The sequence below is a fragment of the Neorhizobium vignae genome (assembly GCF_000732195.1).
In the GTDB taxonomy this organism is placed as follows: Bacteria; Pseudomonadota; Alphaproteobacteria; order Rhizobiales; family Rhizobiaceae; genus Neorhizobium; species Neorhizobium vignae.
Genome location: NZ_JNNU01000017.1, coordinates 96,711 through 118,518, shown reverse-complemented (window position 1 = coordinate 118,518; position 21,808 = coordinate 96,711). Strand labels below are relative to the sequence as shown.

The window sequence follows — 21,808 nt, the reverse complement described above, 5'->3', positions numbered from 1 at the left end:
GAATGACTTATGCCAGATTGGAAATAATCTATTTCCGGCCTGCATCCGAGGAATGCCGCTCCCAATAGGGGATCGGCCCATAAAGTTCGGCGAGATATTCGATGAAGGCCCGGACCTTGGATGGGAGATGCTGCCGGCTCGGATAGACCGCCGAGACCGAGACGTTCTTCGAGCCCTCGTAGCCAGGCATCACAATCACCAGGCGTCCGTCCCTGAGCTCGTTGCCGATATCCCAGGTGGATCTCAGTGCGATGCCGAGCCCGGCGATCACCGCTTCGCGGATGACCTCGCTCGAATTGGTATTCAGCCTTCCGGCCGGCCGGTAGACCAGCGGGCCTTTCGGACCTTCCAGCCTCCAGGGTTCGCCATTATGGGCCGTCAGGCAGTGATGGTTCGCCAGTTCCTCGATGCTTGTCGGGGCGCCGTGCCGCTCGACATAGGATGGAGAAGCACAGAGGATCCTCCGGACCTGGATGAGTTTGCGGGCGACGAGGCTCGAATCCTTCAGCTCGGAGATCCGGATCGCCACATCGAAGCCCTGGGCGATGATGTCCGTGAACTCGTCCGACAGGATCAGGTCGATCGACAGATGCGGGTTTGCCTGCATGAATGTCGGCAGATGAGGCGCTATATGCATTCGCCCGAACGAGGTCGGCGCGGAAATGCGCAGATTGCCGGCGATCTCGGTCGATCCGCCCGAGACGAACTGCTCGGCATCCTCGATCCCGGTCAGGATGTTGGCGATCCTGTCGTAAAACCCTTTTCCTGCGTCGGTCATGCCGATCTGGCGGGTCGTGCGCTGCAGGAGGCGCGTCCCCAGCTGCTCCTCCAGCCGCTTGATGCGCTTCGAGACCACCGCCGGGGAAATGCCAAGACTCTTCGCCGCCGCCGACATGTTTCCGCTGGCTGCGACTTTGACGAAGATTTCCAGATCGGCAAGATTGGTGATCACTGCGATTTGTTCCCCGCTGGAATAAATACCGGCTTACTTACGCCTTGTGGAATAGGGCTTTACATGGCAGTCCACAACAGGCGTGCACAGGGGCGCTCAGAAACCGGCTATCCTCGGCCTGCCGACAGCAATGGCGGTGATCCGCGCTTCGACCAGCTTTCGCGAGCCCTCGATTTCCGGCGCATCCAGCTCTTCTGAAACCGTCACGACCGCATCCTTGGCGCCGTCCGCATTCGCCTGCGCCAGGGCCGCAGCGATGGCGCGCTCGCGGGCCGTCGCCACCGCCTGCGTTTCACCGATGACCGCGAGCCGCTCGCCTGCGCCGGAGAGGATGAAGCGGCCTTCTTCCGGCGAGGTAACGACGACCTTGATGCTGGCACGCACCTGGCCGACCACGGCGCCGACGGCGTTTGCGACATCGGCGTCAATCGGAATGACCGACCGTGCGCCTAGCATGTCCGCGACCGCCGGATAGTAGACCGGTGCCGAGGCCCCGAGCCCGATCAGCGGACGATCGAGTGACACGGAAAACCGGGCGATGCCGGGAACACGTCTCAAAGCCCGGTCGACGGCAAGGGAGACCGCGGGATCGATGGCTTCAGCGCCGTCTTCGGCGAGACAGGCGGTGAGCACGGCCTCGGAGGACTGGCGCGTCAGCCGGCTGACGATCTTTTCCGCGAGCTCTTCCGGCGAGGCGGCGATCTCGCGTCCCGCGCCGTCCTTGCGCCGGGCGGCAAGTTCCAGACCCAGCCGCGCTGCCTCTGCCTGCCATTGGCCTTGTCGGCCGAGCACATGGAGCGCATCCGAAGGGGTGATGCCGCAGAGGTGCACCAGCCCTCTGGCGACCAGCCGGTCGAGAACCGCCTTCTGGGAATTCATCGTCAGAAGATCGTTGAGCGAAACCGGCACGCTGCCGATGCGGATAAAAAGCGCCTGTTCCGGCGGCTGCAGGCCTTGGGCCATCGCATCCGGCACGCCGGTTCGCACCGCAAAGCGGCCGTCGTGCCGGCCGGCATGGCTGGCGCGCAGCTGCCTTTCCAGCGTCAAAAGAATGATCTCGCCATGCGCCATGGCGGCGAGGCTCAGCGGCAGAAGCCGGCGCGGGCCGAGGGTCAGCCGTGCTTCGAGGCCGCGATCGTCGATATGGACCTCGGAATCGCCCCCAAGCCCGTAGGTGCGCAGCGCCACGGCCTCCACCATCGTGCGATGGCCACCGACCACCGCGCCCTCCTCCGCCAGTTTCGGCCGCCCGCCATCGAGGACCGCGACATCCGTCGTCGTCCCGCCGATATCGGAGACAACTGCCTGGTCCAGCCCGGTCAGGAAATGCGCGCCGACAAGGCTTGCGGCGGGACCGGACAGGATGGTTTCGATCGGCCGCAACCGGGCCTCGGCAGCCGAGATCAGCGCGCCATCGCCGCGCACCACCATCATCGGCGCTGTTATGCCGCGCTCGGTCAGAAAGCCCTCGCAGGAACCGACCAGCCGGTCGATGATCGACACCAACCGGGCGTTCAGCAGCGTGGTCAACGCGCGGCGAGGACCGCCGAGTTTCGACGAAAGCTCGTGGCTGCAGGTGACGGGCAGATGCGAAAGCGCGCGAATACGGTCCCTCACCCGGATTTCGTGAGCCGGATTCCGGACGGCGAAATAACCGGCGACCGCAAAGGACGAGACCGTTCCCGCAAGCGTCGGCATGGCCAATTCCAGAGCTGTCATGTCGAGCGGCGTCTCGTTGCCATGCACGTCATGGCCTCCGGGCAGAAAGATCACCGGATCGCTTCCCAGCGCCTCGGCAAGCCCGCCGCGGGCCAGATCTTCCGAGGTGAAGCCGACCATGATCAAGGCGGCGCGACCGCCCTGCCCTTCGACCAGCGCATTGGTGGCAAGCGTGGTCGACAGCGAAACGAGGCCGATTGCCGAGGCGGAGGCAGCACTTTTTTCCAGCACCGCATCGACGGCGCCGGCAATGCCGACCGCCAGGTCATGCCGCGTCGTCAGCGATTTCGCCTTGGCGACGACGCCTTCGCCCTCGCGGAACAGCACCGCATCCGTATAGGTGCCGCCGGTATCAATCCCGAGAAGGAGGGGGCCGGAAGGAAGGGATGAAGCCACGCGAAAATCCTGAAGATCGGTCTATGGATCAATAGCGCATAGGCCGCCAAGATCAATTCACCAGCGGAGACCTCTGATGTCGCGGACTGACCCGCATCAGCAGGCCATCGCGCGGCTGGGTGGTCAGCTTCTGGACCGGCCAGACCTTGGTTTCCGGGGTGACGTCGAACCGATAGTCGCGCATCAGCACCGCAAGCGCGATCACCGCTTCCTGCAAGGCGAAGGTGGCGCCGATGCAGGTGCGCGGGCCGGCGCCGAAAGGCAGATACTGGAAGCGGTTCAGCTTGCCGCGATTCTCGGGCAGAAAACGTTCGGGCATGAAGGCCCGCGGCTTTTCCCAATAAAGTTCGTGGCGGTGCAGCGTCCAGGGCATGACCAGCACGGTCACGCCGGCGTCGATCCTGACCCTCTTGCCCTCCGGGCTCGTCCAGCTGTCGTCGCTGATCGCTTCGCGGTTGATCGAGGGTGCCGGCGGATAGAGCCGCAATGCCTCCTCGAACGCCGCCCGCACCCAGGGCATCAGTTCCAGCCATTCGACCGGATCGGCGCCGGTCGCGAGAACGCGGTCGATCTCTTCCTCCATGTTCTGCCGTACCGAAGGCGATTCAGCGACGCAATAGAGCGTCCAGGCAAGCGCCCGGGCCGTGGTTTCGTGCCCCGCGCCGATGAAGGTGAGGATATTGTCCTCGATCTCGCCCATCGTCAGTCCGTCGGGACCGGCAAGCTGCAGCAGCAGCGTCAGGAAATCCTGCGGCACATCGCTCGGATTTTTGCGCATCCGCTCCTGCCGCATGAGCATGGTTTCGGCGACAACTCCGCGGAACTTGTCGAGTATCTTCCTGCCGCCGATACGCGTTACGCGCGGCACCCAGGGCGGGGCGCGCAGCATGTCCATCGGGTCGATCCGACCCATGCGGTGCAGAAGCTGGTCGACATCGTCGGCAACGGTCTCCTTGTTCCCGGCGATCTCTCCGGAAAACAGGGTTTCGGCGAGGATGGCATAGGTCAGTTCGGTCATGTCTACCGAAATATCCCGGACCGAGCCCTCGGCGCCGGCCTCGGCATATTTCCTTGAGAACTCCTCGGTCTGGCTCAGCATCTGGCCGGCAAAACCACGGGAATGCCTTGGGGTGAACACCGGCGCCATTGCCTTGCGGCAGCGTTTCCAGACCTCGCCTTCCGCCGTCAGCAGGCCGTCCCGGAGGATCGGGCGAAGGACCAGCTGGCGGATTTCCGACATCTCGTAATTGCTGACGTTATCCACCAGGATATGCCGGATAAGCCCGGGATGATTGACGATCAGCGTCCGTTCCTTGAAGAACTTCGTCTCGAACCAGGGCAGCGTGTAGGAAATCTTGCCCCAAAGTTCCAGCGGATTGCGCAGCGCAGTCCAGATCACCTCGATCGGGTTCAGCAACCGATCTCGATGCGCAGGTGCCGGCGGAACGAAAGGTTCGGGGCGGATGTCCATGGACAGCCCTCCTCAGGGGTTTCCTATGGAGGGTATATCAGCCGTCAGAGGAGGGATTTCAACTCGGCGAGCTTCTCGTTGACCAGCCAGCCGTAATAATTCTCCTCCGGCAGGCCGCCGCGGGCAGCCAAGGCGGCGGCGCGCTGCGCCGAACCGCCGGTATTGTAGAGTGTCGCGGTGATGCCGGGGTTGCGGGAAATATCCATGCCGGCGATCGTCTTGTAGTCGTCGATGGAGCGGCGGATGCTGGCTGCCATATAGGCGAGCGACTTGTCCGGGTCCATGATCGCGTCATAGACCGCGGCGGCCTTGTTTTCGTCGAGCTTCGGGTAACCGGAATTCCTGGCCACCATGTCAGACAGCATCAGCGCCGTCAGCGGGTTGACCTGGCCGAGGCCGAAAGTCTGACCGGCATAGAAGGGCTGGAAGAAGACCGCGCTAAACCGATTGTCGGGAAACGAGGTGCCCCCGACCGAACGGCCGCGAAAGCTCTTGTCCCAGACGCCTTCGCGGCAGGACCAGAGCTTGTAGGAATCGGCGAAATCGTCGCATTTCCCGAATTCCGGACGATCGAGGAACTGCTGGATGCTCTCGTCGCCGTAACCGAAACGGAAACTGTTGCCCGCATAGGCGGCCGCCTTGACGTAATAGGTCTGCAGCCGGTCATAGGCATCGACATTGTAGGTGTGCTCGCCGACGATCGCGCCGATCATGTGGATCGGATCGATGCCGTAATCGGCGGCCGTCGACTTGATCTTGCCGATCAGCTTCTTGTCGGATGCCAGGAGATCGCGGATCTTCTCGTATTTGTCGTCGAATGTGGTGCGCCCGGCGCGGGTCCGGCGCACGGATGCGCCCGGAACCTTCGGCTGTTCCGCGTGACGATTTCCCTCGGGAACCATGGTGAGGCCGCCCGCGAACGCGGAAGAGGCCGCGGATGTCGCGACGACAAGGATCAGGGCCAGAAGGATGCGTTTCAAGATTTGCGTGTCCCAGGACTTCGACTATGCCGGTCTCCGGCACCGAATGCTTAAAGCCATTCCAGACCGACTCACTCAAGCGCCGGATATTTCCATGAAAACGCGCTTCCCTTACGCGAGGCCTGAGGACCGTGTCGAGACGCGGGCGTTCAAAATCCCGTCAGTGCCCGCAAATGAGCAGCCGGACGTTGCCCGGCTGCCACGATTGCGCACTCAGAGAATGTAGCGCGACAGATCCGTGTCGGCGGCAAGATCGCCGACATGCTTCTTGACGTATTCCGCGTCGATCATCACCGTCGTGCCGCCTTGATCCGGGGCGTTGAACGAGATCTCGTCGAGCACCCGTTCCATCACGGTCTGCAGCCGGCGGGCACCGATATTCTCGACCGAGGAGTTGAGGTGCACGGCGACATCGGCCAGCGCGTCGATCGCATCCTCGGTGAAATCGAGCGTCAGCTCTTCCGTCTCCATCAGCGCCTTGTACTGGCGGATGAGGCTCGCCTCGGTTTCTGTCAGAATGCGGCGGAAGTCTTCCTTGGTCAGCGGCCTCAGCTCGACCCGGATCGGCAGGCGGCCCTGAAGTTCCGGCAGCAGGTCGGAGGGCTTGGAGACGTGGAAGGCGCCCGAGGCGATGAACAGGATGTGGTCGGTCTTCACCGGCCCGTATTTGGTCGAGACCGTCGTGCCTTCAACGAGCGGCAGCAGGTCGCGCTGCACGCCTTCGCGGGACACACCGGCGCCCATGCCGCCGTCACGGGCGGCGATCTTGTCGATCTCGTCGAGGAAGACGATGCCGTCGTTTTCGACCGAGCGGACAGCCTCGCGCTGAATGACCTCGTTGTCGATCAGTTTGTCGGACTCGTCACGGATCAGTTCGCCGTAGGATTTCTTGACGGTGGTACGGACCTTCTTGGTGCGGCCGCCCATCGCCTTGCCGAACATTTCCGACAGGTTCAGCACGCCGATATTGGCGCCCGGCATGCCGGGGATCTCGAAACCGGGCATGCCGGAACCAGTGTCAGTGACCTCGATGTCGATTTCCTTGTCATCCATCTCGCCGTTGCGCAGCTTCTTGCGGAAGCTGTCTCGGGTGGCCGGGGAAGCAGTGGATCCCACCAGGGCATCGAGCACGCGTTCCTCGGCGCTCATGTGAGCTTTCGCCTGCACGTCGGCGCGCATCTTGTCGCGCACGAGGCCGATGCCGATCTCGACGAGATCGCGGATGATCTGCTCGACGTCGCGGCCGACATAACCGACTTCGGTGAACTTGGTCGCTTCGACCTTGATGAAGGGCGCGCCGGCGAGCCTGGCGAGGCGCCGGGATATTTCCGTCTTGCCGACGCCGGTCGGGCCGATCATCAGGATGTTCTTCGGCATCACTTCGTCGCGCAGCGTCTCGTCGAGCTGGTGGCGGCGCCAGCGGTTGCGAAGCGCAATTGCCACCGCGCGCTTGGCGTCGTGCTGGCCGATGATGTGCCGATCCAGCTCGGAGACGATTTCCCGGGGTGAAAAGTTACTCATGTCAAATCCGTTTCTTCTGGTGCGTCCAGCGCCATGAAATGGGCCGGACCGTAAATGGATGTCCTGGTATCGACGTAGCGAAAACCGGCCTTCTCATAGGCGCGGATCGCCTGGGCATTTTCCGGATCGGGATCGATGACGATCCGCCGGGCGCCGCCTGCGAAAAGCTCTGCCACAAACTGCCGGATGATCGCGCTGCCATGGCCGATACCGACAAGCTCAGGATTGCCGATCGATATATCGATGCCAAGCGTGCCCTTCGGCTGATCCTGATAGGGATGATCCTCTTCAAGATGCGGATCGTAATATTGGAGATAGGCGATCGGCCTGCCTTCCAGTTCCGCGATCATCGGCCGGGTCTCGACGCTCGTCATCGAATATTCGATGCTCGCCAGTTCCTCGTCGACCCTACCCCACCATTTCGCGATATGCGGCTCGGCGAGCCATGTCGCCAAGAGAGGAAAATCCTCGCGGGTGACATCACGAAAGGAGTAGCGGGGGGCGCCTTCAGCCATCGGCGTCCAGCGTTTCGATGACCAGGTTGTGGTTGGTGTAGACGCAGATATCGGCGGCGATATCGAGCGCCTTGCGGGCGATCTCCTCGGCCGACTTGTCCGTATCCATCATGGCGCGGGCGGCGGCATAGGCATAGTTGCCGCCGGAGCCGATGGCGATCGTTCCGTGCTCCGGTTCGAGCACGTCGCCATTGCCGGTGATCGCCAGCGTCGTCGACTTGTCGGCGACCAGCATCATCGCTTCGAGATTGCGCAGGTACTTGTCCGTGCGCCAGTCCTTGGCGAGCTCGACGGCGGCGCGCATCAGCTGGCCCGGATATTGTTCGAGCTTCTTTTCAAGCCGGTCGAGCAGCGTGAACGCATCGGCTGTCGCGCCGGCGAAACCGGCGATCACTTCGCCCTTGCCGATGCGGCGCACCTTGCGGGCATTGCCCTTCATCACGGTCTGGCCGAGGCTCACCTGGCCGTCGCCTGCCATGATGACCTTGCCACCCTTCCTCACAGTAATAATCGTTGTCATAAAGCACCTGCTGGCCCGTCTTCCGGGCTTTCGTTTATGGGCATTTCGGCCCCGTTGAGCATTTATGTAAGACGGTCGAGGGCGAATGCAATCTCATGACGCGATGCCGCGGCGACACCCCTGCTTTTGCTGGATATTTGATGTCGTGCCTGATAAGGAGCGCAGATCGACCGCATGGAGCAGACCCAGATGGGTGAGACCACAACCGCACGCGTGGGCAACATCGTCCGCAAAACCAACGAAACCTCCGTTTCCGTTTCCGTCAAACTCGACGGCACGGGCGCGGCCAAGATTTCGACGGGCGTCGGCTTCTTCGACCATATGCTGGACCAGCTCTCGCGACATTCGCTGATCGACATGGATATCGAGGTTCAGGGCGACCTGCATATCGACGACCACCACACGGTGGAAGATACCGGCATCGCGATCGGCCAGGCGATCTCCAGGGCGCTCGGCGACCGCCGCGGCATCACCCGCTATGCCTCGCTCGATCTTGCCATGGACGAAACGATGACCAAGGCGGCTATCGACGTGTCCGGCCGGCCGTTCCTGGTCTGGAATGTCGCGTTCAGCGCGCCGAAGATCGGCACGTTCGATACGGAACTGGTGCGGGAATTTTTCCAGGCGCTGGCCCAGAACGCCGGCATCACGCTGCATGTGCTGAACCATTACGGCGCCAACAACCATCATATCGCCGAGACCTGCTTCAAAGCCGTGGCGCGAACACTTCGCGCTGCCATTGAAATCGACCCGCGGCAGGCCAATCGCGTTCCCTCCACGAAGGGAATGCTGGTCTGACCGCTTTAGGAGACGATCCTTGAGAAGCTACCTCGTTCTGACACCGCCCACCGATCCGCGAAGCGGATCCGACAGGGATCACCAGTCGACCCTCGTCCTGCGGGATGGGTTTTCCTGGCTTGCGCTGTTGTTTCCGTGGATCTGGCTGTTCTGGCATGGGCTGTGGATCGCCGGCATCGTCATTCTGCTCGCCCAGATCGGCAGCGGCATCCTGATGCAGGTTCCGGGCTTCTGGACCGCCGGGCTGCTGTTTGGCGTCGCCATCAGCCTCCTCATCGCGCTCGAGGGCCGACATTATCGCTCCGAAGCGCTGATCCGCCGCGGCTGGACACTGGAAACGGTGATCTCCGCTCCCGATCTGCACACGGCCGAGGAGATCTATTTCTCCGGCCTGCCGCAGCCGGAACACCAACCAATGCCGGTCTCGGCCGAGTGGGCAAAACAGGCAAAGGCGCCCGCCGCCGGATGGCAGGCCCCTCACATGGGCCTTTTCGAACATGGAGGACGCTGATGCGCGTCGCAATCATCGACTACGGGTCCGGCAATCTGCGTTCCGCGACCAAGGCCTTTGAACGGGCCGCCCGAGAAGCCGGCATCAACGCCGTGATCGACTTGACCGACAAGGCGGAAGCGGTCGCCACCGCCGACCGTATCGTGCTGCCGGGCGTCGGCGCCTATGCGGATTGCCGCGCCGGCCTCGATGCCGTGCCGGGCATGCGCGAGGCGATCCTCGACGTGGTCGAGCACAAGGGCCGTCCCTTCCTCGGCATCTGCGTCGGCATGCAGCTGATGTCGTCGCGCGGGCTCGAAAAGACCATCACGCCGGGATTCGGCTGGATCGAGGGCGATGTCGTCGAGATGAGCCCAAGCGATCCCCATCTCAAGATCCCGCAGATCGGCTGGAACACGCTCGATATTCATCACCCGCATCCGCTGTTGGACGGAATTCCGACTGGGTCGGACGGCTTGCACGCCTATTTCGTGCATTCCTACCATCTGGCGGCAAAGCACCGCAGCGACGTGATCGCGACCACCGAATACGGCGGGTCGATGACGGCGTTCGTCGGCCGCGACAACGTGGCGGGCTCCCAGTTTCATCCTGAGAAAAGCCAAGCATTGGGTCTTGCCCTCATCTCCAATTTCCTGCGCTGGAAGCCCTGAGCTCGCGCGAACCACCAAGGACCAAAGACATGATCCTCTTTCCTGCAATCGACCTGAAGGACGGTCAGTGCGTGCGCCTCAAGCTCGGCGACATGGACCAGGCCACCGTCTACAATCCCGACCCGGCAGCCCAGGCCAAGGCCTTCGAGGACCAGGGTTTCGAGTGGCTGCACGTGGTCGACCTGAACGGCGCCTTCGCGGGTGAAAGCGTCAACGGTGCGGCCGTCGATGCGATCCTGAAGGCCACAAAAAACCCGGTTCAGCTCGGCGGCGGCATCCGCACGCTCGACCATATCGAAAACTGGCTAGCGCGGGGGCTGACCCGCGTCATTCTCGGGACGGTCGCGGTGCGCGATCCGGCGCTGGTCATCGAGGCCTGCAAACTGTTTCCCGGCAAGGTCGCGGTCGGCATCGACGCCAAGGGCGGCAAGGTCGCCGTCGAAGGCTGGGCGGAAGCGTCGGAGCTCGGCGTCATCGAGCTGGCGAAGAAATTCGAGGGCGCCGGCGTTTCGGCGATCATCTATACCGACATCGACCGCGACGGTATTCTCGCCGGCATCAACTGGGCGTCGACGCTGGAACTCGCCAATGCCGTCTCCATCCCGGTCATAGCGTCCGGCGGGCTTGCCTCGCTCGACGATATCAGCCGCATGCTGGAGCCGGATGCGGCCCGACTCGAAGGCGCGATTTCCGGCCGCGCGCTTTATGACGGCCGCATCGATCCCAGGCAAGCGCTGGACCTGATCCGCTCCAGAGAAGGACGTGCCGCATGACCCTCAAAGCCCGTGTCATCCCCTGCCTGGACGTGAAGGACGGCCGCGTCGTCAAGGGCGTCAACTTTCTCGACCTCATCGATGCCGGCGATCCGGTCGAGGCCGCCAAGGCCTATGACGCCGCCGGTGCCGACGAGCTCTGCTTCCTCGACATCACCGCCTCCTCCGACAATCGCGATACGATCTTCGACGTCGTCGCCCGTACGGCCGAGCATTGCTTCATGCCGCTCACCGTTGGCGGCGGCGTGCGTGCCGTGGCGGACATCCGCAAGCTGCTGCTGGCCGGTGCCGACAAGGTCGCGATCAACTCGGCGGCGGTCGCCAACCCGGATTTCGTGGCGGAGGCCGCCGACAAGTTCGGCAACCAGTGCATCGTCGTATCGATCGACGCCAAGAAGGTGTCAGGCGTCGGCGAGGCGGACCGCTGGGAGATATTCACCCATGGCGGCCGCAACCCGACCGGCATCAACGCGTTGGAATTTGCAATCGGCATGGTCGAGCGGGGCGCCGGCGAACTGCTCGTCACCTCCATGGACCGGGACGGCACAAAGAGCGGCTACGATCTGGATCTGACGCGCATGATTGCCGACAGCGTCCGCGCCCCGGTCATCGCGTCGGGCGGGGTCGGAAATCTGGACGACATGGTCGCCGGCATCAAACAGGGCCATGCGACCGCGGTTCTCGCCGCGTCGATTTTCCACTTCGGGACCTATACGGTCGGCCAGGCGAAGCATTATATGGCAGATCACGGGATTGCCATGCGGCTCGATTGAGCCATCGGGAAGAATGTTATGAGTGAATTTTCCCTGATCGACCTTGAGCGGATCGTCGCCGAGCGGGCCAAGGCTTCACCGGAGGAATCCTGGACGGCAAAGCTTTTCGCCGCCGGCCAGGAGAAGGCCGCAAAGAAGCTCGGCGAGGAAGCGGTCGAAACGGTCATCGCTGCCATTCAGCAGGACCGCAAGAATCTGACCGCTGAGAGTGCGGACCTCCTCTATCATCTTTTAGTCGTCTTGAATATTGCAGCGGTACCGTTGCAGGATGTGCTCGACGAACTCCAGAGAAGGACCGGCCAGTCCGGCCTTCAAGAAAAGGCAAGCCGGCCGACATCATGAGCATTGCTTCCCAGCCCGCCGAGACGCCTGACCCTGAAACCGGCCCGAACACGGAATATTACTCGCCCTATCACCGCTTCACCGCGGAGGAATGGGCGAAATTCCGGGCGGACACACCGCTGACGCTCACCGCCGACGAGGTGCAGAGGCTGCGCTCGCTGGACGACCCGATCGATCTCGACGAAGTCCGGCGCATCTATCTGTCGCTGTCGCGCCTTCTGTCGACGCATGTGGAGGCGACGCAACGCCTCTTCCAGCAGCGCAACCGCTTCCTGAGCCTTTCCGACATCACCAAGACGCCCTTCATCATCGGCATTGCCGGATCTGTCGCGGTCGGCAAATCGACTACCGCACGTATCCTGAAGGAACTGCTTGCCCGCTGGCCGTCGAGCCCGAAGGTGGATCTGATCACCACCGACGGCTTTCTCTACCCCAATGCGGTGCTGAGCCGCGAGAACCTGATGGAGCGAAAGGGTTTTCCGGAAAGCTACGACATCGGCACCATCCTGAGGTTCCTGTCGGCGATCAAGGCCGGCGAACCGAACGTCAAGGCGCCGCGTTACTCGCATCTCACCTATGACGTCCTGCCCGACGAATACACGCTGGTCGACCGGCCGGACATCCTGATCTTCGAGGGCATCAACGTCCTCCAGTCCCGGGCTTTGCCGGCGGACGGCAAGATCGTGCCGATTGTCTCGGACTTCTTCGACTTCTCGATCTATATCGATGCCGACGAAGAGCAGATCCACAACTGGTACGTCCAGCGCTTCATGAAGCTGCGCCAGACCGCCTTCCGCGATCCGACCTCGTTCTTCAAGAAGTATGCCGCGATCGATGCGGATGCGGCCCGTGCCGTCGCCGAGGGGCTGTGGGAAAATATCAATCTCAAGAACCTGCGGCAGAACATCGTGCCGACCCGGCCGCGGGCGGACCTGATCCTGCGCAAGGGCCGCAACCACCTGGTGGAAACGGTCGAACTGCGCAAATTGTAGACGATCGATCGCCGGCTATTGAATTAAATCGTCAGCTATTCACGCGGCGAAGCGTCAGGTTGATGCGTCCGCCGTTCTTCAGCAGCGTCGACGTGCCCGGATAAATGCGATCGACGCCGTGGAACGCGAGGCGGCCCTCCCCGCCCAACACGACCACATCGCCGCTCGCCAGCCGGAAAGAGCCGGTCGGATCCTTGCGGTTCAGGCCGCCGACCCGGAACAGACAGCTATTGCCGAGCGAGACGGAGAGAACCGGGGCGGCCAGGTTGTTCTCGTCCTTGTCCTGATGCAGGCCCATCTTGGCGTCGTCGGAATAGAAGTTGATGAGGCAGGCTTCCGGCGGCCTGGGATAATCGCCAAGCTTTTCCCAGAGATCGAGCAGTTCCCGTGGCATCGCAGGCCAGGGCTTTTTCGTGACCGGGTGAAAGGACTGGTAGCGATACCCCTGGTCCTTGTCCGTCACCCAGCCGAGCGGGCCGCAATTGGTCATGCGCACCGACATGGGTTTGCCGGTACCGGGCATTTCCGGCGTGTAGAGCGGGGCCTCGGCCACCACATTGCGGATCACTTCGACCAGATGCTCCTGCGCCGGTCGATCCAGATAGTCAGGAAGGTGCCTGATGCCGTTCGCAAGCGTCGCCAAATCTATCTCCGCTGTCAGTCGCCGCTTGGCCTGCCGCGCATCTTCTTGACGTCCGACCGGCCGGATTTTTCCTTCAGCCGGCGTTCCACCGAACCCTTGGTGGGTTTGGTCTTCTTGCGCGGCGGCGGCGGCGGTTCGGCGGCCTTGAGAATCAGTTCCTTCAGCCGTTCGCGGGCGTCTTCCCGGTTGCGCTCCTGGCTGCGGAACCGGTTTGCCTCTATCATCAGCACGCCATCCTTCGACACCCGTTTTCCGGCGAGCTTGATGGCGTTTTCCTTCACGCGCTCCGGCAGGGACGGCGTGTTGACGATGTCGTAGAAAAGCTGGACGGCCGTCGAAACCTTGTTGACGTTCTGGCCACCCGGCCCGCCCGCCAGCACGAACTGTTCCGTCAGCTCCCACCGGCGATGGTGATGCGGTTGTTGATGACAAGGGGATTGCTGGCCATGAGTCTCTGGTCTTTGTTCTTGGGCGCATGCCGTGATCCGGAACCGGCACCCACGTTCGGGCGACATGCGGCAGGCCCGCATCTTTCCCACAAAGCCGGCAAAAAGAAAACCGCCGGCCCAGGGTGTTATCCCGGGCCGGCGGTTTCACGTGAATCCTTCAAAGATTACTCGGCGGCGGCGAGCATGACCGGAGCGGCGCTTCTGACCTTGCTGTCGACGTGGTCTTCGTATTGTCCGAAGTTCTGGATGAACATCGAGACGAGCTTCTTGGCATAGGCGTCGAACGCGGCGCCGTCCGCCCAGGTCGAGCGCGGATCGAGGATCGCATTGTCGACGCCTTCAACCGCGACCGGCACCGCGAAACCGAAATTCGGGTCGGTCCGGAACTCGGCGTTCTTGAGGCTGCCATCGAGCGCGGCGCTGAGGAGGGCGCGGGTCGCCTTGATCGGCATACGGCGGCCGACGCCATAGGCGCCGCCGGTCCAGCCGGTGTTGACGAGCCAGCAATCGACGCCGTGGCGGGCGATCTGTTCCTTGAGCAGGTTGCCGTATTCGGCCGGGTGACGCGGCATGAACGGCCCGCCGAAGCAGGTCGAGAATGTCGCTTCCGGCTCGGTGACGCCCTTTTCCGTGCCGGCGACCTTGGCGGTGTAGCCGGAGAGGAAGTGGTACATCGCCTGTTCAGGCGTGAGCTTGGCGATCGGCGGCATGACGCCGAAAGCATCGGCCGTCAGCATGATGATCGACTTCGGCTGCGGTGCCGTGCCGGTCTTCGATGCATTCGGGATGAAATGCAGCGGATAGGCGCTGCGGGTGTTCTCGGTCAGCGAACCGTCGTTGAAATCCGGAACGCGATTCTGGTCGAGCACGACGTTTTCGATCACGGTGCCGAAACGGCGGGTCGCAGCATAGATTTCCGGCTCGGCTTCGGCCGAAAGGTTGATCGCCTTGGCATAGCAGCCGCCTTCGAAATTGAAGACGCCGTTTTCGCCCCAGCCATGCTCGTCGTCGCCGATGAGCGTGCGGTTCGGGTCGGCCGACAGCGTTGTCTTGCCGGTGCCGGACAGGCCGAAGAACAGGGCCGTGTCGCCGCTCGGGCCGACATTGGCCGAGCAGTGCATCGGCATGACACCTTTTTCCGGCAGGAAGTAGTTCAGCACGGAGAAGACCGACTTCTTGTTTTCGCCGGCATAGGAGGTGCCGCCGACCAAGATGAGGCCATTGGTGAAATCGCAGGCGATCACGGTCTCCGTGCGGCAGCCGTGGCGGGCGGGATCCGCCTTGAAGCTCGGCAGGTTGATGATCGTCAGCTTCTCTTCGAAACTTTCGAGCGTGGCGCGATCCGGACGGATCAGCAGATTGCGAATGAAGAGGGCGTGCCAGGCGAATTCGCTGACGACGCGGGTCGGAAGGGCGTATTCGGCATCGGCACCGCCGACCAGATCCTGGACGAACAGCGTCTTGCCGGCCGCATGGACGAGCATGTCCTTTTTCAGGACTTCGAAGTGTTCGGGCTTCATGGGCTTGTTGTCGGCGCCCCACCAGACACGGTTCTCTGTGCCGGCGTCGCGGACGATGAACTTGTCCTTGGGGGAACGACCGGTGTGCTGGCCGGTGACGGCGCGCAGCGCACCGTCGATCGTCAGATCGGCTTCACCGCGGCGGATTGCTTCTTCGTAGAGTTCAACCTCGGACGAATTGTAATAAACACGCGATACACCGCCGAGACCGATCGCCGCTAAACCCTTGGACGGGTTGTGAAGTCCAAACTCCTCCATGCGCGCACTCCTTCAGCTTGCCGTGGGGACTGACGCGAAATTAATGACAGATTTCCAAAAGGGCAAGAGGCGGCCCGAAAATTCTTTAATAATATCAATTATTTAATCGATTTAAAAAATTTTATTCCTCTTTAAATCGGTTTAATAACTGTTTCAATCCGCATCCGCCCTATCTTAAACCCCATTGCCAAAACCCACGATCCTCAGCGGCCCCTTTATCTTTGCCACAATTTGTTCCACCTTTATACTCAAGAAGCGCGTTGGCTGATGCCGCCTGGCTGGGGGTGAATTCCAGGAGATGCGCATAGATGATGACGGAGATGGAGAGCATGCAGACAATCGCGCTCGTAGACGACGACCGCAATATCCTGACGTCGGTGTCGATTGCACTCGAGGCAGAAGGATACAAGGTCGAAACCTATACGGATGGCGCTTCCGCGCTCGACGGGCTGATCGCCCGCCCTCCGCAGTTGGCGATCTTCGATATCAAGATGCCGCGCATGGACGGCATGGAGCTTCTGCGCCGCCTGCGGCAGAAGTCCGACCTACCGGTGATCTTCCTCACCTCCAAGGATGAAGAGATCGACGAACTGTTCGGGCTGAAGATGGGCGCCGACGACTTCATCACCAAGCCGTTCTCGCAGCGTCTGCTGGTGGAACGGGTCAAGGCGATCCTGCGCCGTGCCGGTGCCCGCGAGGCGCAGGCTACCGGCGGCACCGGCACCAAGGCCGCAGCGGACGCACAGGCGGCCCGCACGCTCGAACGCGGCCAGCTTGCCATGGACCAGGAACGCCATACCTGCACCTGGAAAGGCGAGCCGGTGACGCTCACGGTGACCGAGTTCCTGATCCTGCATTCCCTGGCCCAGCGGCCCGGCGTCGTCAAAAGCCGCGATGCGCTGATGGACGCAGCCTATGACGAGCAGGTCTATGTGGACGACCGCACCATCGACAGCCATATCAAGCGGCTGCGCAAGAAGTTCAAGATGGTCGACAACGACTTCGATATGATCGAAACGCTTTATGGCGTGGGTTATCGATTCCGCGAGGCGGCTTGACCCTTGCGAAAGGTTAACTTGAGGCCACGGCCGGACCAGCGCTAAGCTGGCCCGGTGGAAGGACTGCAGTGGCAGATCAAACGTTCGACAGCGATATTGCCCGAATGGAGAAGGCTGGGACACGCCGCGCGCCGCGGAGGTTCTGGTCACGTCCCTTCACGCTCATTCGGCGGGTGTTCGGCCACGCGGTCTTTTCGAGCCTTACCCGCCGTATCCTGTTCTTCAATATCGCCGCGACGGTGGTGCTGGTCGCCGGCATTCTCTACCTCAACCAGTTCCGCGAAGGCCTGATCGATGCCCGGGTCGAAAGCCTTCTGACCCAGGGCGAGATCATTGCCGGGGCGATCTCCGCCTCCGCCTCCGTCGACACCAACTCGATCACCATCGATCCCCAGAAATTGCTCGAACTGCAGGCCGGCCAGAGCATCACGCCGGTGCCGAACGACGAGGACCTGGATTTCCCGATCGATCCCGAGCGCGTCGCGCCGGTTCTGAGGCGGCTGATTTCGCCGACCCGCACCCGCGCCCGGATTTTCGATGCCGATGCGAACCTGCTGCTCGATTCCCGCCATCTCTATTCGCGCGGCCAGGTGCTGCGCTTCGACCTGCCGCCGGTGGAAAACGAACAGCAGACCTGGAGCGACTGGTTCGCCGGCCTCATCAACCGCCTGCTGCAGCCGGGCAACCTGCCGGTCTACAAGGAAGCCCCCGGCGGTGACGGTTCTATTTATCCGGAGGTGATGAATGCGCTGACCGGCGTCCGGGGTGCGCTCGTGCGGGTCACCGACCGCGGCGAGCTGATCGTTTCCGTCGCCGTGCCGGTCCAGCGTTTCCGTGCCGTGCTCGGCGTTCTTCTTCTTTCGACCCAGGCCGGCGACATCGACAAGATCGTGCATGCGGAACGGCTGGCGATCATGCGCGTTTTCGGCGTGGCGACGCTGGTCAACATCCTCCTGTCTCTGCTGCTGTCGTCGACCATAGCCAATCCGCTGCGGCGGCTGGCGGCAGCCGCAATCCGCGTGCGGCGCGGCGCCAAGCAGCGCGAGGAAATCCCGGACTTCTCCTATCGCCAGGACGAAATCGGCAATCTTTCGATCGCGCTTCGCGAGATGACCAACGCGCTCTACGACCGCATCGACGCGATCGAGAGTTTTGCGGCCGACGTCAGCCACGAGCTCAAGAACCCGCTGACCTCGCTTCGCAGCGCCGTCGAGACCCTGCCGCTGGCGAAGTCCGAGGAGTCGAAGCAACGCCTGACGGAAATCATCTTCCATGATGTGCGCCGCCTCGACCGGCTGATCAGCGACATTTCCGACGCTTCCCGGCTGGATGCCGAGCTTGCCCGCTCTGATTCGGCGCCGGTCGACATGGAAAACCTGCTCGGCAATCTGGTCGATATTTCCCGGCAGATCCGCACCGGCCGCAAGCCGGTGGAGATCAGCCTCACCGTGGACAACAAGGCGGGCAACAAGTTCGCTTACCTCGTCAACGGCCATGATCTTCGCCTCGGGCAGATCATCACCAACCTCATCGAGAACGCGCGATCCTTCGTGCCCGAAAAGGGCGGCCGCATCACCATCCGGCTGTCGCGGATAAAGGATCGCGTGACGGCGACGGTGGAAGACAACGGCCCCGGCATCCAGGCCGAGGATATCGACCGCATCTTCGAACGCTTCTACACGGACCGGCCCGACGGCGAGAGTTTCGGCCAGAATTCCGGCCTTGGCCTGTCTATCAGCCGGCAGATCGCCGAGGCACATGGCGGGTCGCTAAAAGCGGAAAACGTGCACGATGCCAAGACAGGTGCCGTAACCGGGGCGCGCTTCACGCTGTCGCTGCCGGGCGGCGAAGACCAATGAGCCCGACTCCGGTCAATATCCATGCGACTGCGATCGTCATCGGCACCAAAGGCCTCCTCTTCACCGGCCCATCTGGCAGCGGCAAGTCCATGCTCGCCTTCACCTGCATCACTGCTGCCCGGCGCCATGGCGCTTTCGCGGCCCTGGTGGCCGACGATCAGGTGCTCGTCTCGCGCCACGGCAATCATCTGCTCGCTACCCGGCCCGAACCGATCGCCGGCCTCATCGAACTGCGCGGCAGCGGCATCGCGCGTGTTGAAAGCCTCTCGGCCGCGGCGCTGGACCTTGCGATCGAGATCATCTCCCTGCCCGAGGATGAAAGGCTTCCGCCGGAAAACGAACGCTTCCGGATTCCTGGTCTCGGCGGCCTCCCGCTTGTCCGGATATGGCGCGGCGCACCGGACCCTCTCGCGGTTCTGGCGGCGCTGGCGTCCGATTTTCACGGCGAAATGCCGTTTTGATCACCCTGAAGCCTGATTTTTTGACTTGAACTTCAAATCTACTTGGAGAAGATGGCATCCCACCGCTGGACCGCCTTATTGCAATGCGATATTGGCGCCGAGTTTCCATAGCAGGGGGCAGTTTTCATGATCGGACTAGTGCTTGTCACCCATGGCAAGCTGGCTGAGGAATTTCGTCATGCGGTCGAGCATGTCGTGGGACCTCAGAAATTCATAGAGACCGTATCGATCGGTCCCGAGGACGACATGGATCAGCGGCGGCAGGATATCGTCGATGCCGTCACCAATGCCGATGAAGGCCATGGCGTCATCATTCTGACGGACATGTTCGGCGGCACGCCCTCCAATCTTTCCATTTCCGTCATGGAAAGCGGCCGAATCGAAGTCATTGCCGGCATGAATCTCCCGATGCTGATCAAGCTTGCCGGCGTGCGCAGCGACAACAACATGGACAAGGCGCTTGCCGAAGCTTCCGAAGCCGGCCGCAAATACATCAATGTCGCAAGCCGCGTCCTCAGCGGCAAATGAGAACCCAGACCGGATGTCATCCCCCTCTCCCCGTGAATTCCTGATCGTCAACAAGCGCGGACTGCATGCGCGCGCCTCTGCCAAATTCGTGCAGATGGTGGAAAGCTTCGATGCGCGTATTACCGTTTCCAAAGATGGTACGACCGTCGGCGGTACCTCGATCATGGGCCTGATGATGCTCGCCGCCAGCACCGGCTGCTCGATCGAGGTCTCAGCCGAAGGCGATCAGGCCGAGGAGGCGTTGAACGCCTTGGAACAGCTCGTCGCCAACAAGTTCGGCGAAGAAGCCTGACGTGGCCGCAGCTTAGCCTTTCACTGACATAAACATATAAAGACTTCTTTATATCCCGTTGCCAGCTTGCCGGAAGCCTGCTAAACCGCTGGCCAGTTTCCGCTTGGCCAAAGCGGGTCTTGCCACGTCCGTCGGTACCTCGCCGGAAAGGGCACCACCGAACATGGAGAGCTTTATGAGCACTGAAAAGGATTACGTCGTCGCGGATATCAATCTTGCCGCCTACGGCCGCAAGGAGCTCGACATCGCAGAGACCGAAATGCCGGGCCTGATGTCGTGCCGCGAAGAATTCGGCACCACCAAGCCGCTGAAGGGCGCCCGTATCTCCGGCTCGCTCCACATGACCATCCAGACGGCCGTTCTGATCGAGACCCTTCGGGAACTCGGCGCGGAAATCCGCTGGGCGTCCTGCAACATCTTCTCGACCCAGGACCATGCTGCTGCGGCAATTGCTGCCGCCGGCATCCCGGTCTTCGCCGTCAAGGGCGAATCGCTGACCGAGTACTGGGACTATACCGACAAGATCTTCCAGTGGGCCGATGGCGGTCTCACCAACATGATCCTCGATGACGGCGGCGACGCCACCATGTACATCCTGCTCGGCGCCCGCGCCGAAGCCGGCGAAGACGTTCTTTCGAACCCGACCTCGGAAGAAGAAGAAATTCTCATCGCGCAGATCAAGAAGCGCCTCAAGGCATCGCCGGGCTGGTTCACCAAGCAGCGCGACGCGATCAAGGGCGTTACCGAAGAAACCACGACGGGCGTTCACCGCCTCTATGAACTGTCCAAGAAGGGCCTGCTGCCCTTCCCGGCGATCAACGTCAACGATTCGGTCACCAAGTCGAAGTTCGACAACAAGTACGGCTGCAAGGAATCGCTGGTCGACGGCATCCGCCGCGGCACCGACGTGATGATGGCGGGCAAGGTTGCCGTCGTCTGCGGTTACGGCGACGTGGGCAAGGGTTCGGCCGCTTCGCTCGCCGGCGCCGGCGCTCGCGTCAAGGTCACCGAAGTCGACCCGATCTGCGCCCTGCAGGCCGCCATGGACGGCTTTGAAGTCGTCGTCCTCGAAGACGTCGTCGACAGCGCCGACATCTTCATCACCACGACCGGCAACAAGGACGTCATCCGCATCGACCACATGCGCGCGATGAAGGACATGGCGATCGTCGGCAATATCGGCCACTTCGACAACGAGATCCAGGTCGCGGCGCTGAAGAACCTCAAGTGGACCAACGTCAAGCCGCAGGTCGACATGATCGAGTTCCCCAAGGGCAACCGCATCATCCTTCTGTCGGAAGGCCGCCTGCTCAACCTCGGCAACGCCACCGGCCATCCGTCCTTCGTGATGTCGGCTTCGTTCACCAACCAGACGCTGGCCCAGATCGAACTCTTCACCAAGCAGGGCGAGTACAAGAACGACGTCTACATCCTGCCGAAGCACCTCGACGAGAAGGTCGCCCGCCTGCATCTTGCCAAGCTTGGCGTGAAGCTGACGGAACTCTCCGACGAACAGGCAGCCTATATCGGCGTCTCGCAGACGGGGCCGTTCAAGGCTGAACACTACCGGTACTAATCAATAGCCGGTCAATCCACAAGATATGGTAGCCGCGGCCTTGACAAAGGTCGCGGTTTCTTTTTTGGGCGCATCCCTTCCCGGCGATTCCCTAAGCAAGTATTGTTTTAGAACTTGATTCGCGCCTTCCCTGGAGCGTGATGCCGAAAGCCGAAAGCGGTTTTCGACCATCGTCACGCTCCCACCATGTGATTGGGAGCCGTCCGGCTACGGGCAAGGCGCGGAGTGGTATGTCTTGTCGATGAGCGGCA

22 protein-coding genes and 1 pseudogene are annotated in these 21,808 nt (G+C 62.1%); 13 read left to right on the top strand and 10 right to left on the bottom strand.

Features of this window, described 5'->3' with window-relative positions; genetic code table 11:
- Positions 1-28: 28 nt before the first annotated feature.
- From GQ59_RS24755 to hslV, 7 genes are all read right to left on the bottom strand, one after another.
- Positions 29-949, bottom strand: coding sequence for a LysR family transcriptional regulator (locus GQ59_RS24755; protein ID WP_037086378.1), 921 nt, complete (start codon positions 947-949; stop codon positions 29-31).
- Between the two features lie 99 nt (positions 950-1,048).
- On the bottom strand, positions 1,049-3,067 hold the full coding sequence (locus GQ59_RS24750) for a hydantoinase/oxoprolinase N-terminal domain-containing protein (protein WP_037086344.1): 2,019 nt from the start codon (positions 3,065-3,067) through the stop codon (positions 1,049-1,051).
- A 52-nt stretch (positions 3,068-3,119) separates the two neighbouring features.
- Positions 3,120-4,538, bottom strand: a complete 1,419-nt coding sequence (locus tag GQ59_RS24745; RefSeq protein ID WP_037086343.1) for a cytochrome P450 — start codon at positions 4,536-4,538, stop codon at positions 3,120-3,122.
- Positions 4,539-4,582: 44 nt separating this feature from the next.
- Complete coding sequence (locus GQ59_RS24740; protein WP_037086341.1) at positions 4,583-5,518, bottom strand: DUF1402 family protein; 936 nt, start codon at positions 5,516-5,518, stop codon at positions 4,583-4,585.
- A gap of 213 nt (positions 5,519-5,731) precedes the next feature.
- The gene (gene hslU, locus GQ59_RS24735; RefSeq protein ID WP_037086339.1) at positions 5,732-7,039 is read right to left on the bottom strand and encodes an ATP-dependent protease ATPase subunit HslU; all 1,308 of its coding nucleotides are present in this window, start codon (positions 7,037-7,039) and stop codon (positions 5,732-5,734) included.
- The gene (locus GQ59_RS24730; protein ID WP_037086337.1) at positions 7,036-7,554 is read right to left on the bottom strand and encodes a GNAT family N-acetyltransferase; all 519 of its coding nucleotides are present in this window, start codon (positions 7,552-7,554) and stop codon (positions 7,036-7,038) included. Before GQ59_RS24730 ends, hslU begins: the two co-directional genes overlap by 4 nt.
- Positions 7,547-8,074 (bottom strand): ATP-dependent protease subunit HslV, encoded by a 528-nt coding sequence (gene hslV / locus GQ59_RS24725; RefSeq protein WP_007751667.1) that lies wholly within the window; start codon positions 8,072-8,074, stop codon positions 7,547-7,549. The genes GQ59_RS24730 and hslV overlap by 8 nt, the downstream gene beginning before the upstream one ends.
- A gap of 189 nt (positions 8,075-8,263) precedes the next feature.
- Here hslV and hisB point away from each other — a divergent pair, with 189 nt between their 5' ends.
- Genes hisB through coaA form a run of 7 tightly spaced genes read left to right on the top strand, consistent with a single transcriptional unit; the run spans position 8,264 to position 12,913 of the window.
- Entirely contained in the window at positions 8,264-8,872 is a 609-nt protein-coding gene (gene hisB / locus GQ59_RS24720; protein WP_037086376.1) for an imidazoleglycerol-phosphate dehydratase HisB, read from the top strand.
- A 19-nt stretch (positions 8,873-8,891) separates the two neighbouring features.
- Entirely contained in the window at positions 8,892-9,383 is a 492-nt protein-coding gene (locus GQ59_RS24715) for a DUF2628 domain-containing protein (protein WP_051904187.1), read from the top strand.
- Positions 9,383-10,033 carry an imidazole glycerol phosphate synthase subunit HisH gene (hisH, locus tag GQ59_RS24710; protein WP_037086335.1) on the top strand — a complete coding sequence of 217 codons (651 nt, stop codon included), beginning with the start codon at positions 9,383-9,385 and terminating at the stop codon, positions 10,031-10,033. The genes GQ59_RS24715 and hisH overlap by 1 nt, the downstream gene beginning before the upstream one ends.
- Before the next feature lie 29 nt (positions 10,034-10,062).
- Entirely contained in the window at positions 10,063-10,806 is a 744-nt protein-coding gene (hisA, locus tag GQ59_RS24705; protein ID WP_037086334.1) for a 1-(5-phosphoribosyl)-5-[(5-phosphoribosylamino)methylideneamino]imidazole-4-carboxamide isomerase, read from the top strand.
- Positions 10,803-11,579, top strand: coding sequence for an imidazole glycerol phosphate synthase subunit HisF (hisF, locus tag GQ59_RS24700; protein ID WP_037086332.1), 777 nt, complete (start codon positions 10,803-10,805; stop codon positions 11,577-11,579). Before hisA ends, hisF begins: the two co-directional genes overlap by 4 nt.
- A gap of 18 nt (positions 11,580-11,597) precedes the next feature.
- Positions 11,598-11,921 (top strand): phosphoribosyl-ATP diphosphatase, encoded by a 324-nt coding sequence (locus tag GQ59_RS24695; protein ID WP_007751647.1) that lies wholly within the window; start codon positions 11,598-11,600, stop codon positions 11,919-11,921.
- Entirely contained in the window at positions 11,918-12,913 is a 996-nt protein-coding gene (gene coaA / locus GQ59_RS24690) for a type I pantothenate kinase (protein ID WP_007751641.1), read from the top strand. The genes GQ59_RS24695 and coaA overlap by 4 nt, the downstream gene beginning before the upstream one ends.
- Positions 12,914-12,944: 31 nt before the next feature.
- Here coaA and GQ59_RS24685 read toward each other — a convergent pair whose 3' ends face one another.
- The 3 genes and pseudogenes from GQ59_RS24685 to GQ59_RS24675 all read right to left on the bottom strand — a co-directional run bounded on the left by GQ59_RS24685 (position 12,945) and on the right by GQ59_RS24675 (position 15,783).
- Complete coding sequence (locus GQ59_RS24685; protein WP_037086330.1) at positions 12,945-13,556, bottom strand: alpha-ketoglutarate-dependent dioxygenase AlkB family protein; 612 nt, start codon at positions 13,554-13,556, stop codon at positions 12,945-12,947.
- 14 nt (positions 13,557-13,570) lie between these two features.
- Positions 13,571-14,004, bottom strand: a pseudogene (gene arfB / locus GQ59_RS24680) (alternative ribosome rescue aminoacyl-tRNA hydrolase ArfB).
- Between the two features lie 165 nt (positions 14,005-14,169).
- The gene (locus GQ59_RS24675) at positions 14,170-15,783 is read right to left on the bottom strand and encodes a phosphoenolpyruvate carboxykinase (protein WP_037086328.1); all 1,614 of its coding nucleotides are present in this window, start codon (positions 15,781-15,783) and stop codon (positions 14,170-14,172) included.
- Positions 15,784-16,112: 329 nt separating this feature from the next.
- Here GQ59_RS24675 and GQ59_RS24670 point away from each other — a divergent pair, with 329 nt between their 5' ends.
- The 6 genes from GQ59_RS24670 to ahcY all read left to right on the top strand — a co-directional run bounded on the left by GQ59_RS24670 (position 16,113) and on the right by ahcY (position 21,557).
- Positions 16,113-16,841, top strand: a complete 729-nt coding sequence (locus GQ59_RS24670) for a response regulator transcription factor (RefSeq protein WP_152564453.1) — start codon at positions 16,113-16,115, stop codon at positions 16,839-16,841.
- A 104-nt stretch (positions 16,842-16,945) separates the two neighbouring features.
- Positions 16,946-18,700 (top strand): sensor histidine kinase, encoded by a 1,755-nt coding sequence (locus GQ59_RS24665; protein ID WP_051904190.1) that lies wholly within the window; start codon positions 16,946-16,948, stop codon positions 18,698-18,700.
- Positions 18,697-19,161: an HPr kinase/phosphorylase gene (locus tag GQ59_RS24660; RefSeq protein ID WP_037086326.1), complete on the top strand. Its 465-nt coding sequence runs from the start codon at positions 18,697-18,699 to the stop codon at positions 19,159-19,161. The genes GQ59_RS24665 and GQ59_RS24660 overlap by 4 nt, the downstream gene beginning before the upstream one ends.
- A 126-nt stretch (positions 19,162-19,287) precedes the next feature.
- Positions 19,288-19,689: a PTS sugar transporter subunit IIA gene (locus tag GQ59_RS24655; protein ID WP_037086324.1), complete on the top strand. Its 402-nt coding sequence runs from the start codon at positions 19,288-19,290 to the stop codon at positions 19,687-19,689.
- Positions 19,690-19,702: 13 nt separating this feature from the next.
- Positions 19,703-19,981: an HPr family phosphocarrier protein gene (locus GQ59_RS24650; protein ID WP_037086323.1), complete on the top strand. Its 279-nt coding sequence runs from the start codon at positions 19,703-19,705 to the stop codon at positions 19,979-19,981.
- A 175-nt stretch (positions 19,982-20,156) separates the two neighbouring features.
- Positions 20,157-21,557: an adenosylhomocysteinase gene (gene ahcY, locus GQ59_RS24645; protein ID WP_037086322.1), complete on the top strand. Its 1,401-nt coding sequence runs from the start codon at positions 20,157-20,159 to the stop codon at positions 21,555-21,557.
- The last annotated feature ends 251 nt before the right edge of the window (positions 21,558-21,808 follow it).